The following is an 18,233-nucleotide window of genomic DNA, read 5'->3' as shown; positions in this document are numbered from 1 at the left end:
GCGCGTCATTGCTTGACCAGCAGCACGCTGGCGCCGAGCGGCCCACCGCCTGCCGCAGCAATCGCCACCTCGTGCGGCGCGAGCTGGCGCTCGCCGCCTCGGCCCCACAACTGCGTGCAGGCTTCGTGCACGTAGCCGAGGCCGTGGGTACGTCCGCCGGACAACTGGCCGCCGTTGGTGTTCAACGGCAACTGGCCGCCGCGCGCGATACGCTGGCCGCCTTCGACAAACGCGCCGCTCTCGCCGCGCGGGCAGAGGCCGAGTCCTTCCATCCAGAGCATCGTCAGGATCGAAAAGCCGTCATAGAGCTGTGCACTGCCGACGTCTTCGGGCTTCAGATCGGTGCGCGACCACAGCATGCGTCCGACGTCGAAGCAGGCGATCTCCGTCAACGAAATCTGATCCCACGACCACGGCTGATGCAGTGCGGAGCCGATGGCTTCGAGCCGGATCGGCGCATTCGGTCCGTTGCGTGCAAGGTCGGCGCGCGATAGCACGATGGCCGTGGACGCGTCGCAATGCACGTCGCAATCGAACATGCGCAGCGGCGTGGAGATCATGCGGGATGCGAGATAGTCGTCCATCGTCATCGCATGACGAAACACCGCTTTTGGGTTGAGCATCGCATTGGCGCGACAGGTCAGCGGAATCTGTGCAAGTTGCTCGGGCGTCGTGCCGTACTCGTGAAAGTGACGCTGCGCATACAGCGCCATCAGGTTGATGCCGGAGACGACGTTGAACGGCGTATACCACTGCCAGAAATAGCTGCCGTCGCGGCCCACTGTCTTGTTGGTGAGCGCGCTGGCGGTCTTGCTTTTCAGGCGCGCGCTCGCCTCGGTAATGGTGCGGAACACCAGCACGTGTTTGCATAGACCCGCGGCGATTGCCATCGCGCCGTTCACCAGACCCGTGAGCGGCCCGGGCCCTTCGTAGCCTGCGCCATACCAGTTCACCTTCAGGCCGAGTACATTCATCAGCGCATTCGGACCCACCGGCGAGAACGGGTTGCCGTTGTCGTTGTCGCCCGGCCAGCATGAAATCCCGTCGATGTCCTCGCGGGTGAGGCCGGCATCGGCGATCGCTTCGAGCGCGGCGTCCACGCTCAACTGCATGGCGCTGCGGTTCGATGGGCGGCCCACTTCCGACTGGCCGATGCCGCTGATCGCCACGTTCTTTTCGAACAGGTTGTCGCTCATGCCACGCTCCGGTCGGGATCGGCTTCGAAGAGCGGCAGCCACACGTCTTCCTGCTGTTCAAATCTCACGCGCACCGGCATGCCGATATGCACGTCCGCGACTGCACCGCCGACGATATTCGTGACGAAACGCAGGCCTTCACGCTCCGCGAGTTCGACAATCGCCACCACATACGGCACCGGAAGATCCGGCAGCCATGCCTGATGATTGATGGTGAAACTCACCACTTTGCCGCGTCCCGAGACGGGCTTCGCACCCACCTGAGATGACATGCAGCGCGGGCAGAGCGGCGCGGGCGGATGAAACAGATGGCGGCACGCATCGCAGTGATAGATGTTGAGCAGGCCATGTTCACCGCCTTGCCAGAACGGCGCGGTTTCAACAGTCAGAAGCGGAAGTTTTCTCGGCATGGATGCGGTTGATTTCGTATTGCCTGGCAGTTGACCGTATGTTGATGTCGCCATAATATATGAACAGAAACGCGAAAAATGTATTAAATTAGCGTGAACGGTGCAGGGTTTTCCCGCCAGGGAAATCACTCAGAAGCCCGGTCAAACACAGGAGACAGGCGTTCTTATGCCGACCAATCAACTCATCCATCGCAGAGTCATCGTCACGGGCGGTCTTGGCGCGTTAGGGCGCCAGGTCGGCGCCGAACTGAGCGCGCGCGGCGCACGTGTCGCGCTGCTGGATCGCGCTGCAAGCGTGGCGATCGACGGTGTAGAAGCGGTATTCGGCGGTGTCGATCTTGGCGATGCGGCCAGCACCTCGAGCGCGTTCAAGCAGATCGCCGGGCGGCTCGGCGGGATAGACGCGCTGGTCAACATCGCGGGTGGCTTTGCGTGGGAAACACTGGAGTCGGGCAGCATCGAAACGTGGGATCGTCTTTACGCGATGAACGTGCGCACAGCGGCGATCGCTTCGCGTGAAGTCCTGCCTTATCTGCTGCGTGAGAAGAGCGCGCGCATCGTGAATGTCGGCGCATTGGCCGCCCTGAGGGCCGGTGCGGGCATGGGCGCGTACGCGGCTTCGAAGGCAGGCGTCGCGCGGCTCACCGAGGCGCTCGCGGAAGAACTGAAAGACCGGAACGTCACCGTCAATGCGGTGCTGCCGAGCATCATCGATACGCCCGCGAATCGCGTGGATATGCCGGATGCCGATACGTCGCGCTGGGTCGCGGCGGACCAGCTTGCCGCGGTAATCGCCTTCCTGTTGTCGGACGATGCCGGCGCGGTGACCGGCGCGTGCCTGCCTGTAGCGGGGCGCGTGTGATGGCCACCGCGCTTGTTCATGACCTGAACGTAATCCCACAGCCGGGCGCCGCGCTGAGCTGGCATGACGGCTTCCTGCTTGGCTTTGCGCAGATGGACGAGACGCATCGTGAGTTCGTCGACTGCGTGGCCGCCTTGCAGCAATGCGACGAGGCGGCCGTGCCCGGAACGCTCGCGGCTTTCGAAAAGCATGCGGTCGCTCATTTCGAGCAGGAAGAGCAATGGATGCGGGACACGAGCTTTCCCGCCGCCCAGTGTCACGCGGACGAACACGCGGCGGTTCTGCGCTCGGTGCGCGAAGTTGCACAGATGCTGCGCGACGGCGCCGCCTGTCAGGTCGCGCGTGAACTCGCGCAAGCGCTCGCCGGCTGGTTTCCCGGCCACGCCGATTACATGGACGCGGCCTTATCCCACTGGATGAGCAAGCGCACCCACGGCGGCTTGCCGGTGGTCCTGCGGCGCGCCATGCCGGGCATCGACACCACTGCGTCCGATTCATCCCTTCAAGCCGGAACCCCTCGATGAGACTCGTCACTTTCCAATTGGCCGACGGCGCGCAGCGCTCCGGCGCACTGTTCGACAACGATCAGGCGGTACTCGATTTGCGCGAGGCGAGCCGCATCGTGCGTGGCGGCGACAGCGTCGCGCTGGCGAGCGTGCAGGCGTTGCTGACAGGCGGCGAGCCGTTGCTCGAGGAAGCCCGCGCGCTGCTGGCCCGCGCACCCGCCGACGCGGTGCGCGCCCGCAGCGCCGTGAAATTGCTCGCGCCGATTCAACCACCCACGCAGATGCGCGACTGCTCGTGCTTCGAACTGCATCTGCGGCAGAGCTTCGCCGCGGCACGCCGCGCGCGCGCCATGCGCACGCCCGACCCGGAAGCGACGCTGAAAGCGATGAACACGCGCGCCGACGATCGCGTGATCGACACCTTCAACCGTCAGCCGATCTACTACAAGTGCAACCGCTTCGCCGTGATCGGCCCCGACGACGACGTGATCTGGCCGGCCTATAGCAAGCTGCTCGACTTCGAACTGGAGTTCGGCTGCTACATCGGCCAGCGCGCGAAAGACGTTTCGCGCGAGAACGCACGGGCGCACATCTACGGCTACACCATCTTCAACGACATCAGCGCGCGCGACGCCCAGGCCACCGAAATGGGCGGCATGCTCGGACCTGCCAAAGGCAAAGACTTCGACACGGCAAACGTGATGGGCCCGTGCCTTGTCACCGCCGACGAACTGGGCGACCCGTACGATCTGACGATGATTGCGCGCGTCAACGGCGAGGAATGGGGCCGCGGCAACACGCGCGACATGCGCTGGCAATTCGAGGACGTGATCGCGCATATCTCGCGCTCAGAGACGTTGCATCCGGGCGAGTTTCTGGGTTCAGGCACGGTCGGTAACGGTTGCGGACTTGAACAGCTACGCTATCTGAAGCCGGACGATGTGGTCGAACTGGAAGTGGAGGGCATCGGCGTATTGCGCAGCAGGATCGTGCGCCCGGTTGTGCAGGAGGTCGAAGCATGAGCGCCGCCCAAGCCGACGCCGCTCAAACTGACGCCGCTCAAACCGATGCCGCGCAACGTGCGCAAAGCACGCAGCCAGCGCTGTTAGCCGGTCTGAAAGTAATCGACTTCGCCACCGGCCTCGCAGGCAGCGCCACCGCGTTGTATCTCGCCGAAGCCGGCGCGGACGTCGTGAAAATCGAACGGCCACGCCATGAGGCCGAGCGCGGCGCGGCACTCTTTCATGTGCTCGATCGCGGCAAGCGCCGCGTGACCGATGGCGACCTCGATACGCAGCGCGACCTGCTCGATAGCTTGTTGCCGGATGCGGACGTGCTGGTCCACGACCTTACGCCCGCCGAAGCCGCCGCGTGGTCGTTGGGCGACGCGCAATTACGGCAATCCTATCCCGCGCTGGTCGTCGCAAGCGTGGGTAGTTGGCCGCGCCGTCATGTACTCGCCGACTCACCCGTGCGTGAGACGTTGGTGCTCGCGCGCCTGGGCATTCTCGATGAACAGCCGGGGCATCGGCCAGGTCCGGTATTCATCCGCATGCCGTTCGCAAGCTGGATCGCGAGCTGGCTGAGCGCGGTGGGCGTCATGGCGCGGTTGATCGCGCGTGAACGCGACGGGCGGGGCGGCATTGCACATACGAGTCTGGCGCAAGCCGCACTTGTGCCGATGACGATGCACTGGTCGCGCGCCGCGCAGCCCACACCGGTGTTTGCCAAAGGGCTCGACAAGAGCGTGCCGATTCCGCTGCATCGCTGTGCGGACGGACGCTGGATTCACGTGCATTACTCGCCCGACGCCGCGCCGTGGATGGCTGAAGCGCTCGCCGCGATGGGTCCGGACGAGGTGGCGCGCGCCAATGCGCAATGGCCGCCGAGCCATGTCGCGCCCAACTTCGGCGCGAACCGCGAAATCATTGCCACGCGCAATGCGCAGGACTGGGTCGAACATTTCTGGGCGCACGACGTTGCTGCGCAGATCGCCGCGCCATTCGGCGAGATTTATGCCGACGAACAGGCTCGGCTTAACGGTTATGTGGTCGGCGTGGACGATCCGGTTTTCGGCAGGACGTCCCAACCCGGACCGGCTTATCACGTCGATCCGCCGGCACGTGTGCGCGGACCCTTGCAAGCACCGGCGGCCGCACGCGATATCGGCTGGGCGGACAAGAATCGCTTTAGCGCCATCGCGCGCGGGGATTCCGGCGCTACTAGCGGGCCGCACACGGAAGGCGCCGCGTCACCGGCGTCCCGGCCTCCGCTCGACGGCCTCAAGGTATTGGACCTCGGCGCCTATCTCGCCGGTCCGTTTGCCTGCATGGTGCTTGCCGATCTCGGCGCCGATGTCATCAAGGTCGAGCCGCCCGCGGGCGACGCGATGCGTCGGCTCGAGCGCGCCTTCGCCGGCACGCAACGCGGCAAGCGCGGGCTCGCACTGAAGCTTGGCGCCGAAGGCAGCAAATCGGTCATCGAGGCGCTCGCGAACTGGGCCGACATCGTCCATCACAACGTGCGGCTGCCGGCGGCGCGCAAGCTCGGCATCGCGCCGGACCAGTTGCGCGCCATCAAGCCGGCGCTCGTCTGCGCGCATGTCAGCTCGTATGGGCCGCAAGGTCCGCGCGCCGATTGGCCGGGCTTCGATCAGTTGATGCAGGCGGCGGTCGGTTGGGAAACGGAATCGGGCGGCGAGGGCAATCCGCCGAGCTGGCTGCGCTTTGGCGTTGGCGATCATCTGGCGGCCTTGTCGTCGGTGTTCGCGGTGTTGCTCGCGCATCTCGCGCGCATGCGGACCGGCCAGGGACAGGCCGTCGCCTCGTCGCTGCTCGGCGCGATGACGCTGACCGCGAGCGAAGCCGTCGTGATCGATCAGGCGCGCGCCTTGACGCCGATGGCGCATCTCGACGCGGGCCAGCACGGTATCGCGCCGACGCATCGGCTCTATCGCTGCAAGGATGGCTGGATCGCCGTGGCCGCACTGGGCACGGCGGAAGGCGACGCCTTCACGCGTATCGCTGGCAAGGAACCCGAAGCCGCGCTTGCCGCGCTGGACGTCACGGCGGCACTCGACACCTTGCACGCGGCGGGCGTTCCCGCCGAGCCCGCACTGGAATCGCAAAGCGACGCGTTCCTCGACAGCGCCGACCATGCCGCTGCCGGGCTGCACGCTACGTACGGCCACGCCGTCTATGGCTCGCTGCAGCAGATCGGCGCGCTGTGGGACTTCGACGACTTGCCGCTTCTCATCGAACGGGCGCCGCCCGCGCTTGGCGAGCACAGCCGCGAGGTGCTGGAGATGCTGGGTTTCGACGCACAACATATCGAAGCGCTGATCAATCAGGGCGTCACGCGCATTTGAGCGCTCTATTTGAGCGCCACGGAGACAAGGACAATGAACGAACTCGATTTCACCGGCAAGAACGTGCTGGTGGTAGGCGGCTCAAGCGGTATCGGTAACGGTATTGCCCAGGCGTTCCTGCAACGCGGCGCGACGGTGCATGTGTGGGGCACGCGCGCTTCGGTATCCGATTACGCCGATTCGATCGATTCGAATCTGACGGGGCTGCATTACGCCCAGGTGGACGTCTCGGAGTCGGCCAACATCGAACGCTGCGCACTGCCGTTCGATCGTCTCGACGTGCTGGTGCAGGCGCAAGGCACGGTGCTATACGACCGTCAGGAGTTCAAGACGGCAGGCTTCAAAAAGGTGCTCGACATCAACCTCACCAGCCTGATGGCCTGTGCGGACCGTTGCTTCGAACCGTTGAAGGCGGCACGCGGCGCGATGATCATCGTCAGTTCGGCAGCAGCCTTTCATTCGACGCGCGGCAATCCCGCGTATAACGCGTCGAAAACCGGCGCCTTCGGTCTGACACGCACGCTAGGCGAAGCGTGGGCACGCGACGGCATCCGCGTGAACGGCATCGCGCCCGGGCTTGTGGAAACCAAGCTCACGCGCGTGACGACCGCCGACCCGAAGCGGCTCGAAGGCGCGCTGCGGCGCATTCCGCTCGGTCGCCTCGGCACGCCCGCGGACATGGCCGGCGGCGCACTGTTCCTCGCGTCGCCGCTGTCCGCTTACATGCTCGGCCAGACCTTGCTGCTCGACGGCGGCATGTTGCTCGCCTGAGTCTTATTCGCACGTTTACCTCGAAGAGGAACCGCATGTCCTGGGACTTTGAAACCGATCCTGACTTTCAGGCCGAACTCGACTGGATCGGGCAGTTCGTGCGCGACGAAGTCGAACCGCTCGAACATGTATTGGGCAGCCCGTGGAATATCCACGACCCGAAGTTTCAGATTCTCGTGAAGCCGTTGCAGCAGCAGGTGAAGGATCGCAAGCTGTGGGCGTGCCACCTCGGGCCCGAACTCGGCGGACCGGGCTATGGGCAGGTCAAGCTCGCGCTAATCAATGAGATTCTGGGCCGCGCGCTGTTCGCGCCGATCGTCTTCGGCTGTCAGGCGCCCGATTCCGGCAATGCGGAAATCCTGGCGCATTACGGCACTGAAGCGCAGAAGGTGCGTTATCTCGCGCCCTTGCTGGCAGGCGATATCGTCTCCTGTTTCGCGATGACCGAACCTCAAGGCGGCGCCGATCCCAAGGTCTTCACGACCCGCGCGGTGCGCGACGGTGATGACTGGGTGATTAGCGGACAGAAATGGTTTGCATCGAACGCGCGGTTCGCGGACTTTTTCATCGTGATGGCGATCACCGATCCTGGCGTCTCCGCCTACAAGGGCATGTCGATGTTCATCGTGCCGGCGGGCACGCCTGGTTTGAGCATTTTGCGCAATGTCGGCATGGCCGATGAGCCCGAAGCGACGCACGCCTATCTGGCCTTCGATCAGGTGCGCGTGCCGGCCGACCACATGCTCGGCGCGCCTGGCGAAGCCTTCGTGGTCGCTCAGGTGCGGCTCGGCGGTGGCCGTGTGCATCATGCGATGCGCACGATCGGTCTCGCGCAGAAAGCGCTCGATGCCTTGTGCGAGCGGGTGCTGTCACGTCACACGCAGGGCTGCGTGCTCGCCGACAAACAGATGGTGCAGGAAAAGATCGCGGACTCGTGGCTTGAACTGGAGCAGTTCCGCCTGCTCGTGATGCGCACCGCGTGGCGCATCGATCGCTATCAGGATTACCAGAAAGTACGCAAGGACATCGCCGCCGTGAAGGCCGCGATGCCGAAGCTGCTGCACGATATCGCGGCGCGCGCGTTGCATGTGCATGGTTCGATCGGCGCTTCGTCGGAGATGCCGTTCGCCGGCATGATCTCGCGCGCCTTCCAGATGGGTCTCGCCGACGGCCCAACCGAAGTGCACAAGGTCACCGTTGCCAAACAGTTGCTGCGTGACTACGTGCCGTGCGCGGACCTGTTTCCCGCTTACCACCGGCCGACCGCGGCCGCGGCCGCCGAGCGGAAATTCCGCGCGGCGCTCGGCTAACCCGCTCACAGGAGTACGTGATGACGAATTCCGCCTGGCAAGCGGCCGTGGACCTCGAGCGGCTCACGCAATGGATGGATGCGCAGTCACTCGAAAGCGGACCGATTGCCGACGCGCAGCCGCTCACGGGTGGCACGCAAAACATCCTGTTGCGCTTCAGACGCGGGGCGCGCGAATTCGTCCTGCGCCGGCCGCCCTTGCACGCACGGCCGGAAGTGTGCGCGACCATCGCTCGCGAGGCGCGTGTGCTAGGCGCATTGGCAGGCACCGCGGTGCCGCATCCAGCGTTGTTCGGATCCTGTACCGACGATGCCGTGCTCGGCGCACCGTTCTACCTGATGGCGCCGGTGGCGGGCTTCAACGCTTCGGCGGCGGCGCTGCCGGATTTTCATGCGCAGCCGCAAGCGCAGCAACGCATGGGCTATTCGATGGTCGATGCGCTGCTGCGGCTCGGCGAAGTCGACCCATTGGCGGTCGGTCTCGGCGACTTCGGCAAGCCGCAGGGCTTCCTCGAACGCCAGGTTGCGCGTTGGCACGCGCAACTGGAGCATTATCAGGTGCATGCGGGCTGGCCCGGTCCCGCTTCGCTGCCGGGCGTCGTCGAGGTCGCGGAGTGGCTGGAAGCGAATCGTCCCGCGCCGTCGCGCACCGGCATTCTGCATGGCGATTTTCATCTGGCTAACGTGATGTTTCGCAATGACTCGGCCGAACTCGCGGCGATTATCGATTGGGAGCTGGCCACTGTAGGCGATCCTTTGCTCGATCTCGGCTGGCTGGTGGCCACATGGCCGAATGCCGAAGGTCAAGGTGCGGGAACGATTCGCGTCACACCGTGGCTCGGTTTTCCGAGCGCGGCCGAACTGGTCGGCTATTACCGCGAGCGCAGCGATCGTGACTTATCTGCGATCGATTGGTACGTCGTGCTCGCGCGCTTCAAACTCGGCATCCTGCTCGAGGGAAGTTATGCGCGGTCGTGCGCGGGCAAGTCATCGGCGGAACTGGGTAGCAAGCATCATGCGTCGGCTGTGCGCCTGCTCGGGCAGGCCAAAGATCTGATTGCGCAACTGGCGTGACAGACGCCACCTCCGGCGGCGCATAGCGCATTCGATATGAACAGAACGGAACAGAACGGAAACACGGAGACAGACATGGATATCCAGAACAAACGCGTGATCGTGACGGGCTCAGCGAGCGGCATCGGCGCGAGTGCCGTCAAGGCGCTGGTTGCTGCGGGCGCGAAAGTGGCGGCACTCGATCTGAACGACGAAGCGGGTCGCAGCATCGCCGCTGAGGCATCCGCAAAGGGTCCGGGAGAGGCGCATTATTTCCGCTGCAACGTGAGCCAGCGCGCGCAAGTCGACGACGCTTTCAGCGCGGCGGTGGAGCGCATCGGCGGCCTCGATGCGCTCGTGAATATCGCTGGCGTTGAGCGTAAATCGCCGGCGGAATCGATCACTCAGGAAGATTGGGACCTGATGTTCGACGTCAACGCGCGCGGCACGCTCAACACCAATCAGGCCGCTTTCGCGCATTTGAAAGAACACGGCGGGCACATTATCAATTTCGCGTCGGCGGCGGGCGTGATGGGCGTGCCGGGGCTCGCGCATTATTCGGCGGCCAAGGCGGCGGTGCTCGGCTGGACTCGCACGGCGGCGAAGGAGTGGGGCAAGTACCGCATCACGGTCAATGCATTGGCGCCCGCCATGTGGACCCCGATGTACGAGAAGTTCCGCGCCCGGCTGGATGCCGAACAACTCGCCGCGCACGACGTTTTCATGGCGCAGCAGATTCCGCTCGGCGGGCGCCTTGGCGATCCCGACACAGCGATGGCGCCCGTGCTGCTCTTTCTCGTCAGCGACGGCGCGAACTTCATCACCGGACAGACGCTGGCGGTAGACGGCGGTCTGATGATTCCTTGAGCGCGGGCACGCGATGACTGAACGTCTGCAAGGCCAGGTCGCGCTGATCACCGGTGCCGCCAGTGGCATAGGCGCGGCGACGGCACGGCGCATGTCGGCGGAAGGCGCCACGGTAGTGCTGGCCGATATCGACGTCGACGCCGGTGCTTCTCTGGCGCACGAACTGGCGAATGCATCGTTCGTGCGCACCGACGTGAGCGTTGAAGCGCAGGTCGCTCAGGCGGTCGAGCATGCATTGCAACGGCATGGCCGGCTCGACTGTATGGTGAACAACGCGGGATTGGTGGGTGCGTTCGGCTCAATTCTCGAGACCGACGCCGCTGCCTGGCACGCCACCCTTGCTGTGCTGCTCGATAGCGTGTTTTACGGTATCAAGCATGCCGGTCGCGCGATGGTGCGGCAAAAGGGCGGCTGCATTCTGTCGGTGGCGAGTACTGCCGGTGTCATCGGCGGTCTCGGGCCGCATGCGTACACCGCAGCCAAACACGGTGTGATCGGACTCACGCGATCAGCGGCCTCGGAACTCGCACCTCACGGCGTGCGCGTCAACGCGGTGGCCCCGGGTACGACCGTCACCGACATGATCGTGCAGGGCCGCGGCAGTCTCGAAGCCGCGCTTGACGCAGCCGCCACGGCATCACCGCTCGGCACGCCGCTGATGCCCGAGGAAATCGCCGCCGCGCTCGTCTACCTGGCAAGCGACGATGCACGCCATGTCACCGCGCACACGCTGGTAGTCGATTCCGGCGTGACGGTGACGGGCGCATCCGGCAGCGGCCAGTTTCACCAGCGCGCGGCGGGTTTCATGGGAAGCATGCCTCGCGCAACAGATCGAAGCGACTGAACAGATCGAACCAATGGAGCAGAGCGCGCCGCGCATTAATGCGCCGCGCGTGCATTTCGAACATCGCGCCGCCCGCCCGCATGACATTCGCGTTGCGACGGCATTCGTACACGGCCATACCCCGCCATACAGGAGAAAGACCCATGCTGATCGACGTCCACGCCCATCTTTTCACCCCCGCGATGCTCAAGCGCCACGAGTTCTGGGGCCCCTTCATGAAGACCAAAGGACTGACCGTCGGTCATTTTTCGCTCGGCACGACGCAGCCGTCGAAAGCGCGCGACGACGACGAAGCCGAAGCAAACCTGCTCGCGCGCATGACCCATGAAACGCGCCGCAAGCTGATGACCGAGCGCGGTGTCGACAAGTTGGTACTGTCCACGCCGTCGCATGCGTTCATGTACTGGGCCGGCGAATTCGGCGACGAATACGCGCGCATCTGTAACGACGAACTCTCGGCCTTCTGCGCAAAGGACCCGGAACATTTTGCGTTCTGGGCGCATGCGAACCTTGCCAATCCGGTCGAGGCCGCACGGGAAATAGATCGCGCGGTGACGCAACTCGGTGCCAAGGGCGTGTGCGTGGGCGGCGCCAACTTCAACGGTCTGGAAGCGTATAGCGAAGAGTTGTTCCCGGTATGGGAACAGCTCGAAAAACTCGATGCGCCGATCATGGTTCACGGCTTCAACCAGTCGATTTACTGGGGCGAAAAGCATACCGACGACAAGTTCGAAACCACCTCGATCGTCGGCGATTGCTTCGACGAAACGCTGTTCTTCTGGAATCTGATCAACGGCGGCGCGCTCGATACGTTCCCCGGCCTGAAGACCTACATCACGCACGCAGGCGGCATGGCAATTTTCCAGCTTGGACGTCTGAACGATCTCAACCGCGTGATGGCGCCGGACTCGCGCAACAAGCGTCCGGTAATGGACTATCTGCCGAACTTCTACTTCGACCTCGATGTGCACGCAACCGGCTTGCGGCGCGGCGTGGTGGAAGTGGTCGGCGTGGATAACCTGGTATACGGCACGAACTTCGGCGGCGCGTACGAGCACGGCGATCTGACCGAAGGCCTCGGGCTATCGGAGACGGATCGCGAGAAAATCCGCAGCGGCAATGCCATCAAGTTGCTGAAGCTCGACGTCAGCGAGCAGGTCGCCGCCTGAAGCAGTAGCGCGGGAAGAAGCAAAGCGCGCAAAGAAGTCTGCAACGCGCAACGGCACGGTGCCTCGTGGCGCCGTGCCGACTGTACCCCATAAAAAAGACGGAGACACGCGCATGACGACAGGCAACTGGTGGACGGCGGCCCTTCGCGAGTCAGTGAACGGCGAGAAGCCGCTCGCGGTGATGTGCAATGGTGAGGCACTGGTGTTGTTTCGCAATACGGCGGGTGAACTGTGCGCGCTGGAGGATCGGTGTCCGCATCGGCGCGTGCCGCTTGCACTCGGCACGGTCACGCCGAAGGGACTGCAATGCGGATATCACGGCTGGACCTTCAACGGCACGACCGGGATGTGCGCCACGATTCCGAATCTGCGTGAGGACGAGCGCGTGCCGTCGCGTTACGGCGCGCGGGCCTATCGGGTTGCCGAAAGCAATGGCTTCGTGCACGTGTGGTTAGGCGAGGGCAACCCCGTCGACTCGCCGCTGCCGGGCGTGGACTATCAGCCGCAGGGTACCGAGTTCAGCGGCGCCGCGGTAGTCAACATCGCGCACGACGAATATCTCGCGGCGATGCTGGACGGCCCCGAATGCCTGCTCGAATTCGGCAGCGTGCGTATGACCGATTTCTTCCTCGGCGACCCACGCGTGGAAGCAGGGCGTCTCGTGGTCGATCGCGGCGCGGTGTGGAACACGCGGATGTTGCCGCCGGCTTTCGTCATCGATCATCCGCTGATTGTGCGCACGGCGGTGCCGCTCGAGGGCGGCACGATCAGCGTCGAACTGCTGGACGCGGACGAAATGCCGCTCGTGACCTTGTGCATCGCCTCCAGTGCTAATCGGCGCGGCACCACCAGCCTGTGCTGGCGCGGCTTCAGACACGATACGCGCGTGGCCGGCGCGCCGCTGCGCTGGCATATCGCCCGGGCTCGCGCACGCGCGCCGTTCCGGATCCAACCTATGATCGACGGCGCCATGCTGGCTGCGTTGCTGGTGGCGCCGTCGCGTGATCTGGCCGCGGCACGCGCCGCGCGGCGTGCGCCTTTGAGCGAGGCCGCCTGAGTTGTTTCCCATTTCGACAAGGAGCATCGCACGATGAATGCCGTCACCGAAACACTCGCCGCCGATACGGCCAATGCCGCGGCCGGCCCCGCAGCCACACCATCCAGACCCGCGCGCCGCGATTGGACACCGCTCAACTACGATTTGCGCGACGCCTGGTTTCCGGTCTCGCATAGCCGTGACGTGGTGGCGAAGCCGATTCGCCGCATCGTTCATTCGCAGCCGTATTTTCTGTGGCGGGACCACGCGGGTAAGCCTTTCGCCGCCGAATTCCGCCCTGAGCAACTGGACCAGCGCTGTGCGCAGGCCAGCGCGTTCACTGGCGGCTCGGGTTTCTATCCGGTGATGGAGCGCTATGGCTATATCTGGGCGTGGTACGGCAGTCCGGATAACGCCGACGAGCAATTGCTGCCGCACATTCCGTTTTTGCCGCTCGACGGCAGCTTGCCTGGTTATACGCAACGCACGGTGCGCTTCGATTCGACCTCGGCACTCTCGATCGAAAACCTGATCGATCTCACGCATGCCGATTTTCTGCATGCGAATACGATCGGTGACGGCGCGTCCGAGTCCGACGTCGTCGAAACGGAATGGACGTCGGAGACGGTTACGCGCACCCGCATCGTCACGCAGAAGTCGGTTGCGCCGATCATGCGCTGGGTCGGCGGCGTGCGTGCGAAGTACCAGGATTTTCGTGCGGTGCTACACGTGCATTTGCGCAGCAACGTATGCATTTCCTATCCGCGTTTCAGGCCCGGCTACGACGTGCCGAATCTGCAGCCGTTCGTGCCGGTGGGCCGCCATCGCTCACGCTGCGACGTCACCTTCAATACGACGGCAGCGCCGGTTCCATTGCGCTATGTGATGCCGCGAATCGCGTTCGTGATCCAGCCGCAGGACAACTCGGTGATCCGGCCGCAAAACGAGCGTTATTTCGATCCGGACGACCGACTCGATCTGCATTCACGTTTCGACGCACCGGGTACGCGCTATCGTTTCCTGATGGATCAACTGGTGCAACGGCAGGCGCGCGGCGACTTCTCGTACGGATCGGACGCGGAACCGGGACGCGATATCCGAGCGCTGCTCGGGATGGTGGATTGACACGGCTCGCGGGCGAGCGTTGAAAAGAACCGCGGGCATGCATGACGCCCGCGTACTTTGCTAGCGCGCGCGGACGAACTCGCGACAGAGTTCGAAGAACGGATGCGCGCGGTTCGCGAAGGCCTGTACCACGTCGAAATGATCGCAGTGATCGATTCGATAATGCGGCACGAAGCGTTGTGCATTGCCGAATGCCGTTTCGTAAGCGCGGGCCTGCTGATGAAACGCCGCCGTCTCTGCGCCGCCGACCGCGATCAGTTGTGGCGCGTCGGTCGCGGGCGAGTGACGTAGCGCACTCACGGCGCGTGCCTGCTTTCGATCGAGCCGCAGGCCTTCGTTAATCGAGGTGTCGCACAGTGGCTCCAGGTCGAACAGCGCCGAGATCAGGATCGCGCCGCTGAGCATCGGTTTCGGTAAATCATCGCCGAGCGTATCCCAGTGCGTGGCCATCATTCGTGCAGCCAGGTGGCCGCCCGCCGAATGGCCGCTGACGAACCAGCGCTCGCGCGAGCACCCGAGCTCGCCGGCATGACGCCACAGCCACGCCAGCGCCCGTTGCGACTGCGCGACGATCTGCTTGACCGAAACCGCCGGACACAGCGTGTAATTCACGAGTACGACCGACACGCCCGCGGCCACGAACGGCTCGGCCACGAAGCTGTACACCGACTTGTCGCCGCGTTGCCAGAAGCCGCCATGAAAGAAGATCAGCAGCGGCGCATCGGCGGACGCGGCGGGAAAGTAGTCCAGACGATCCCGTTCGCCCGCGCCGTACGCCACATCCAGTTGCGCGCCCGGCAAGCGCCTGGATATGGCTGAACGTGCCAGCCATTCCTGCAGCAGGCCGGCCTCGAAATCGGGGCGCAGCAGGCGCATGTTGTATTGCGCTTCGAGTTCGGCGGACAGCGGCGTCGTCGTGGGCAGAGTCATGGCGTGGTCACAGCGGAGCGAAGCCGAGCGCCTGGCGGAAGCGATTCTTCACGAAGACACCGTCGCGTGAGGGCAACGCGCGCGGCAACTCGTCCGGCTTGATATGCACCTGCGCGAAGTTCAGTCCTGCACGCGCGTTGATCCGGGCGGCCAGTGCCTCGACGCCGTCGAGCGAATGAATTTCGGCAGCCTGTTCGATGCCGCATGCCCGCGCCACCTGCGCGAGCTTTGTCCCAAGACTGCTATGGCTGCGCTGCATGCCGGTTTCGCCGAAGTGGCCGTTGTCCAGTACGACCACGGACAGATTGGGCGGCTGCTGTGCACCGGCGGTCGCGAGGCTGCCCACGCCCATCAATTGTTCGCCGTCACCGGTTATCGCTAGCACGGGGCGCTCCGGTTGAGCGAGCGCGAGCCCCAACGCAATCGAGGTCGAACCGCCCATCGCGCCCCAGAGATAGAAATAACGGTCCGAGTCGCCTGACGCGAACACATCGTAAGTCGGCGAACCGAGACCCGTTACGACCAGCGCGTTCGGGCACAACGCGAGCAGACGCGCGACGAATTCGCGGCGATCGATCGACGCGGAAGAAGCGATGGAAGAGGAGGTGTTCATTTGCGTTCCCACTTTTTGCGTCCGATGAGGCGCTGCGACAGCAGCACGGCAACTTGCTGACCGCCTTCGAAGGCTGCGTCGAGACCGGCGGACACCATGTCTTCGACTTCGTCGGGCGTCGAGGCGCGCAGGACGGTGATCCCCATCAGTTCGAGCGCCGCCTGCGTCGCCTGGCCCATCGGGCATTGCCACGGGTTGAACTCGGCATACTCGCCGCGCATCGTCACCAGGGTGAGAAACGGGAAGCGACAGCTCTGCAACAGCGAAAACATGTTCACGCAATTGCCCACGCCACTGCTTTGCATCAGCAGCACCGCCCGCTGGCCGCCGAGCCAGGCGCCGCTCGTGAGCGCGACGCCTTCCTCTTCGGTGGTGAGCACGATGTCGCGCATCTGCGGGTCCTGCTGGACGCGGCTAATCACATGCGCGTGGCCGGCATCCGGCACATAAGCGACCTGGCGCACGCCGCCGCTCTTCAGAATGGAGAAAATGCTCTCCTGCCAGTTCGATACTGGCGACTCGGTTGTGCTCATGTCTCCTCGTGAATCCGTGAATGTGTAGCGCTATGCTAGGGCGAGAGGCGGGTGCCGCGCCAATAACAAAGGTTGCTGGAGATATCAGCTTTTGGCATGGACGCGAGCGGCGCCTCGCGCCCTCAGCGCATCACGAACGGATTGGCGCTGCCCGCGCCCGTGTTGATCCACACGCTCTTGGTTTGCAGGTATTCGTGAATTGCCTGTGCGCCGTTTTCGCGCCCCAGGCCGGAATCCTTATAGCCGCCGAACGGCGACATGAAGCTGACAGCACGATAGGCGTTGACCCAGACGGTGCCGGCCTGTAGCCGCTCCGACACGCGAAACGCGCGGCCAATGTCCGATGTCCAGACCCCCGAACCGAGTCCGAAGCGCACGTCGTTGGCAATGTGCAGCGCGTCGTCTTCGTCCCTGAATCGGATGATTGAGAGGACCGGGCCGAACACCTCTTCCTGGGCAATGCGCATGCTGTTGTCGACGTCGCCGAAAATAGTCGGTTCGACGAACCAGCCGCGTCCGCATTCGGGCCGCGTGCCGGCCTTGCCGCCGAGCAGGAGCGTGGCGCCCTCGGACTGCGCGGTATCGATGTAGCGCAGGACCTTGTCGTACTGCGGACGCGTGGTGATCGGACCGACCTGCGTATCCTGCGACATCGGATCGCCCATCCGCGCCGTGCGGGCGAGATTCACCAATCGCTCGACGAATGTGTCGTAGATCGACTCCTGCAGCAGCAGCCGTGATCCGGCAATGCAGGTTTGCCCGGTCGCGGCAAAGATGCCGGCGACCGCGCCGTTGACCGCGTCGTCGAGATTTGCATCGGCGAACACGATGTTCGGCGACTTGCCGCCCAGTTCCAGACTCACGTGCTTGAAGTGACGCGCGGCGGTTTCGTTGATCGCGCGGCCAGTGCTGTCCGCGCCGGTGAAGGTTATTTTTCGCACCAGCGGATGCTCGACGAGGGCCGCGCCCACATCGCGCCCAAAGCCGGTCACGATATTGACGACGCCAGCCGGAAAGCCGGCTTCGGCGAACAGTTTGACGAACTCCAGCGTGGAGGCCGAAGTGAATTCAGACGGCTTGATCACGACGGTGCAGCCCGCGGCCAGCGCCGGCGCGATCTTCCATGCGGTGAGCAGCAACGGCGAGTTCCAGGGCGTAATTGCCGCGACCACGCCGAGCGGCTCATGGCGTGTGAAGTTGAAGAAGCCTTTTTTGTCGAGCGGGATCACGCTGCCTTCGATCTTGTCCGCGAGACCGCCGAAGTAATAGAACCACTGCGGGATGTAGTTCAGTTGTCCGGCCATTTCGGCAAGCAGCTTGCCGTTGTCGCGCACTTCGATCGCGGCGAGTTTCTGCGCGTCACGTGCGATCAGATCGCCCAGCCGGCGCAACAACTCGCCGCGTTGCGTTGCAGTCAATTGCGGCCATGCGCCGCTCGTAAAGGCGCGGTGCGCGGCTTGCACGGCAAGATCGGCGTCGCCGGCGGAGCCTTCGGCGATTTCCGCCCATGCGTCGCCGGTGTACGGGTTGTGCGATTCGAACCAGCGTTGGCTTTGCGGCGGCGCATCCCGGCCGTCGATGTAATGCACGTAGCGTTGCATGTCGATTCCTGTTTCGAAAGAGGGCGTAGCGGTGAGCCCGC

18 protein-coding genes are annotated in these 18,233 nt (G+C 64.3%); 12 read left to right on the top strand and 6 right to left on the bottom strand.

Annotated elements, in window-relative coordinates:
- Nucleotides 1–5: 5 nt before the first annotated feature.
- Nucleotides 6–1,196 carry a thiolase family protein gene (locus ACUN0E_RS32740; RefSeq protein ID WP_445569181.1) on the bottom strand — a complete coding sequence of 397 codons (1,191 nt, stop codon included), beginning with the start codon at nucleotides 1,194–1,196 and terminating at the stop codon, nucleotides 6–8.
- A complete protein-coding gene (locus tag ACUN0E_RS32735) occupies nucleotides 1,193–1,606 on the bottom strand; it encodes a Zn-ribbon domain-containing OB-fold protein (protein ID WP_445569180.1) in 414 nt (137 codons plus the stop codon). The genes ACUN0E_RS32740 and ACUN0E_RS32735 overlap by 4 nt, the downstream gene beginning before the upstream one ends.
- A gap of 166 nt (nucleotides 1,607–1,772) precedes the next feature.
- Between ACUN0E_RS32735 and ACUN0E_RS32730 the strand changes: the two genes are divergently transcribed.
- The 12 genes from ACUN0E_RS32730 to ACUN0E_RS32675 all read left to right on the top strand — a co-directional run bounded on the left by ACUN0E_RS32730 (nucleotide 1,773) and on the right by ACUN0E_RS32675 (nucleotide 14,515).
- Nucleotides 1,773–2,468: an SDR family NAD(P)-dependent oxidoreductase gene (locus tag ACUN0E_RS32730; RefSeq protein ID WP_445569179.1), complete on the top strand. Its 696-nt coding sequence runs from the start codon at nucleotides 1,773–1,775 to the stop codon at nucleotides 2,466–2,468.
- Nucleotides 2,468–2,992, top strand: a complete 525-nt coding sequence (locus ACUN0E_RS32725; RefSeq protein ID WP_445569178.1) for a bacteriohemerythrin — start codon at nucleotides 2,468–2,470, stop codon at nucleotides 2,990–2,992. The genes ACUN0E_RS32730 and ACUN0E_RS32725 overlap by 1 nt, the downstream gene beginning before the upstream one ends.
- Entirely contained in the window at nucleotides 2,989–3,996 is a 1,008-nt protein-coding gene (locus ACUN0E_RS32720) for a fumarylacetoacetate hydrolase family protein (RefSeq protein ID WP_445569177.1), read from the top strand. The genes ACUN0E_RS32725 and ACUN0E_RS32720 overlap by 4 nt, the downstream gene beginning before the upstream one ends.
- On the top strand, nucleotides 3,993–6,341 hold the full coding sequence (locus tag ACUN0E_RS32715; RefSeq protein WP_445569176.1) for a CoA transferase: 2,349 nt from the start codon (nucleotides 3,993–3,995) through the stop codon (nucleotides 6,339–6,341). Before ACUN0E_RS32720 ends, ACUN0E_RS32715 begins: the two co-directional genes overlap by 4 nt.
- A gap of 33 nt (nucleotides 6,342–6,374) precedes the next feature.
- Nucleotides 6,375–7,112, top strand: coding sequence for an SDR family NAD(P)-dependent oxidoreductase (locus tag ACUN0E_RS32710; RefSeq protein WP_154559590.1), 738 nt, complete (start codon nucleotides 6,375–6,377; stop codon nucleotides 7,110–7,112).
- Between the two features lie 35 nt (nucleotides 7,113–7,147).
- A complete protein-coding gene (locus ACUN0E_RS32705; protein WP_445569175.1) occupies nucleotides 7,148–8,422 on the top strand; it encodes an acyl-CoA dehydrogenase family protein in 1,275 nt (424 codons plus the stop codon).
- 20 nt (nucleotides 8,423–8,442) lie between these two features.
- Complete coding sequence (locus tag ACUN0E_RS32700; protein ID WP_445569174.1) at nucleotides 8,443–9,495, top strand: phosphotransferase family protein; 1,053 nt, start codon at nucleotides 8,443–8,445, stop codon at nucleotides 9,493–9,495.
- A gap of 75 nt (nucleotides 9,496–9,570) precedes the next feature.
- Nucleotides 9,571–10,341, top strand: coding sequence for an SDR family NAD(P)-dependent oxidoreductase (locus tag ACUN0E_RS32695; protein WP_445569173.1), 771 nt, complete (start codon nucleotides 9,571–9,573; stop codon nucleotides 10,339–10,341).
- Between the two features lie 13 nt (nucleotides 10,342–10,354).
- Entirely contained in the window at nucleotides 10,355–11,185 is an 831-nt protein-coding gene (locus ACUN0E_RS32690; protein WP_445569172.1) for an SDR family oxidoreductase, read from the top strand.
- 143 nt (nucleotides 11,186–11,328) lie between these two features.
- Nucleotides 11,329–12,354 (top strand): amidohydrolase family protein, encoded by a 1,026-nt coding sequence (locus ACUN0E_RS32685; RefSeq protein ID WP_408195674.1) that lies wholly within the window; start codon nucleotides 11,329–11,331, stop codon nucleotides 12,352–12,354.
- Between the two features lie 112 nt (nucleotides 12,355–12,466).
- A complete protein-coding gene (locus ACUN0E_RS32680) occupies nucleotides 12,467–13,411 on the top strand; it encodes a Rieske 2Fe-2S domain-containing protein (RefSeq protein WP_408195675.1) in 945 nt (314 codons plus the stop codon).
- A gap of 33 nt (nucleotides 13,412–13,444) precedes the next feature.
- A complete protein-coding gene (locus tag ACUN0E_RS32675; protein ID WP_445569171.1) occupies nucleotides 13,445–14,515 on the top strand; it encodes an oxygenase in 1,071 nt (356 codons plus the stop codon).
- 60 nt (nucleotides 14,516–14,575) lie between these two features.
- Here the strand turns inward: ACUN0E_RS32675 and ACUN0E_RS32670 are convergent, their stop codons facing one another.
- From ACUN0E_RS32670 to ACUN0E_RS32655, 4 genes are all read right to left on the bottom strand, one after another.
- Complete coding sequence (locus ACUN0E_RS32670; RefSeq protein ID WP_445569170.1) at nucleotides 14,576–15,445, bottom strand: alpha/beta hydrolase; 870 nt, start codon at nucleotides 15,443–15,445, stop codon at nucleotides 14,576–14,578.
- A gap of 7 nt (nucleotides 15,446–15,452) precedes the next feature.
- On the bottom strand, nucleotides 15,453–16,058 hold the full coding sequence (locus ACUN0E_RS32665; RefSeq protein ID WP_408195678.1) for a thiamine pyrophosphate-dependent enzyme: 606 nt from the start codon (nucleotides 16,056–16,058) through the stop codon (nucleotides 15,453–15,455).
- Nucleotides 16,055–16,591: a phosphonopyruvate decarboxylase gene (locus ACUN0E_RS32660; protein ID WP_445569169.1), complete on the bottom strand. Its 537-nt coding sequence runs from the start codon at nucleotides 16,589–16,591 to the stop codon at nucleotides 16,055–16,057. The genes ACUN0E_RS32665 and ACUN0E_RS32660 overlap by 4 nt, the downstream gene beginning before the upstream one ends.
- Nucleotides 16,592–16,713: 122 nt before the next feature.
- The gene (locus ACUN0E_RS32655; RefSeq protein WP_445569168.1) at nucleotides 16,714–18,192 is read right to left on the bottom strand and encodes an aldehyde dehydrogenase; all 1,479 of its coding nucleotides are present in this window, start codon (nucleotides 18,190–18,192) and stop codon (nucleotides 16,714–16,716) included.
- Nucleotides 18,193–18,233 lie beyond the last annotated feature (41 nt).

It is taken from the genome of Paraburkholderia sp. D1E, from assembly GCF_052682275.1.
The sequence above is the reverse complement of the archived record's forward strand: the minus strand, read 5'-3'. Positions and strand labels throughout refer to the sequence as shown.

Bases quoted from the DNA above. Each gene is read 5' to 3' on its own strand.
- ACUN0E_RS32740 (WP_445569181.1), bottom strand. From the start codon at position 1,196: ATGAGCGACAACCTGTTCGAAAAGAACGTGGCGATCAGCGGCATCGGC.
- ACUN0E_RS32735 (WP_445569180.1), bottom strand. From the start codon at position 1,606: ATGCCGAGAAAACTTCCGCTTCTGACTGTTGAAACCGCGCCGTTCTGG.
- ACUN0E_RS32730 (WP_445569179.1), top strand. From the start codon at position 1,773: ATGCCGACCAATCAACTCATCCATCGCAGAGTCATCGTCACGGGCGGT.
- ACUN0E_RS32725 (WP_445569178.1), top strand. From the start codon at position 2,468: ATGGCCACCGCGCTTGTTCATGACCTGAACGTAATCCCACAGCCGGGC.
- ACUN0E_RS32720 (WP_445569177.1), top strand. From the start codon at position 2,989: ATGAGACTCGTCACTTTCCAATTGGCCGACGGCGCGCAGCGCTCCGGC.
- ACUN0E_RS32715 (WP_445569176.1), top strand. From the start codon at position 3,993: ATGAGCGCCGCCCAAGCCGACGCCGCTCAAACTGACGCCGCTCAAACC.
- ACUN0E_RS32710 (WP_154559590.1), top strand. From the start codon at position 6,375: ATGAACGAACTCGATTTCACCGGCAAGAACGTGCTGGTGGTAGGCGGC.
- ACUN0E_RS32705 (WP_445569175.1), top strand. From the start codon at position 7,148: ATGTCCTGGGACTTTGAAACCGATCCTGACTTTCAGGCCGAACTCGAC.
- ACUN0E_RS32700 (WP_445569174.1), top strand. From the start codon at position 8,443: ATGACGAATTCCGCCTGGCAAGCGGCCGTGGACCTCGAGCGGCTCACG.
- ACUN0E_RS32695 (WP_445569173.1), top strand. From the start codon at position 9,571: ATGGATATCCAGAACAAACGCGTGATCGTGACGGGCTCAGCGAGCGGC.
- ACUN0E_RS32690 (WP_445569172.1), top strand. From the start codon at position 10,355: ATGACTGAACGTCTGCAAGGCCAGGTCGCGCTGATCACCGGTGCCGCC.
- ACUN0E_RS32685 (WP_408195674.1), top strand. From the start codon at position 11,329: ATGCTGATCGACGTCCACGCCCATCTTTTCACCCCCGCGATGCTCAAG.
- ACUN0E_RS32680 (WP_408195675.1), top strand. From the start codon at position 12,467: ATGACGACAGGCAACTGGTGGACGGCGGCCCTTCGCGAGTCAGTGAAC.
- ACUN0E_RS32675 (WP_445569171.1), top strand. From the start codon at position 13,445: ATGAATGCCGTCACCGAAACACTCGCCGCCGATACGGCCAATGCCGCG.
- ACUN0E_RS32670 (WP_445569170.1), bottom strand. From the start codon at position 15,445: ATGACTCTGCCCACGACGACGCCGCTGTCCGCCGAACTCGAAGCGCAA.
- ACUN0E_RS32665 (WP_408195678.1), bottom strand. From the start codon at position 16,058: ATGAACACCTCCTCTTCCATCGCTTCTTCCGCGTCGATCGATCGCCGC.
- ACUN0E_RS32660 (WP_445569169.1), bottom strand. From the start codon at position 16,591: ATGAGCACAACCGAGTCGCCAGTATCGAACTGGCAGGAGAGCATTTTC.
- ACUN0E_RS32655 (WP_445569168.1), bottom strand. From the start codon at position 18,192: ATGCAACGCTACGTGCATTACATCGACGGCCGGGATGCGCCGCCGCAA.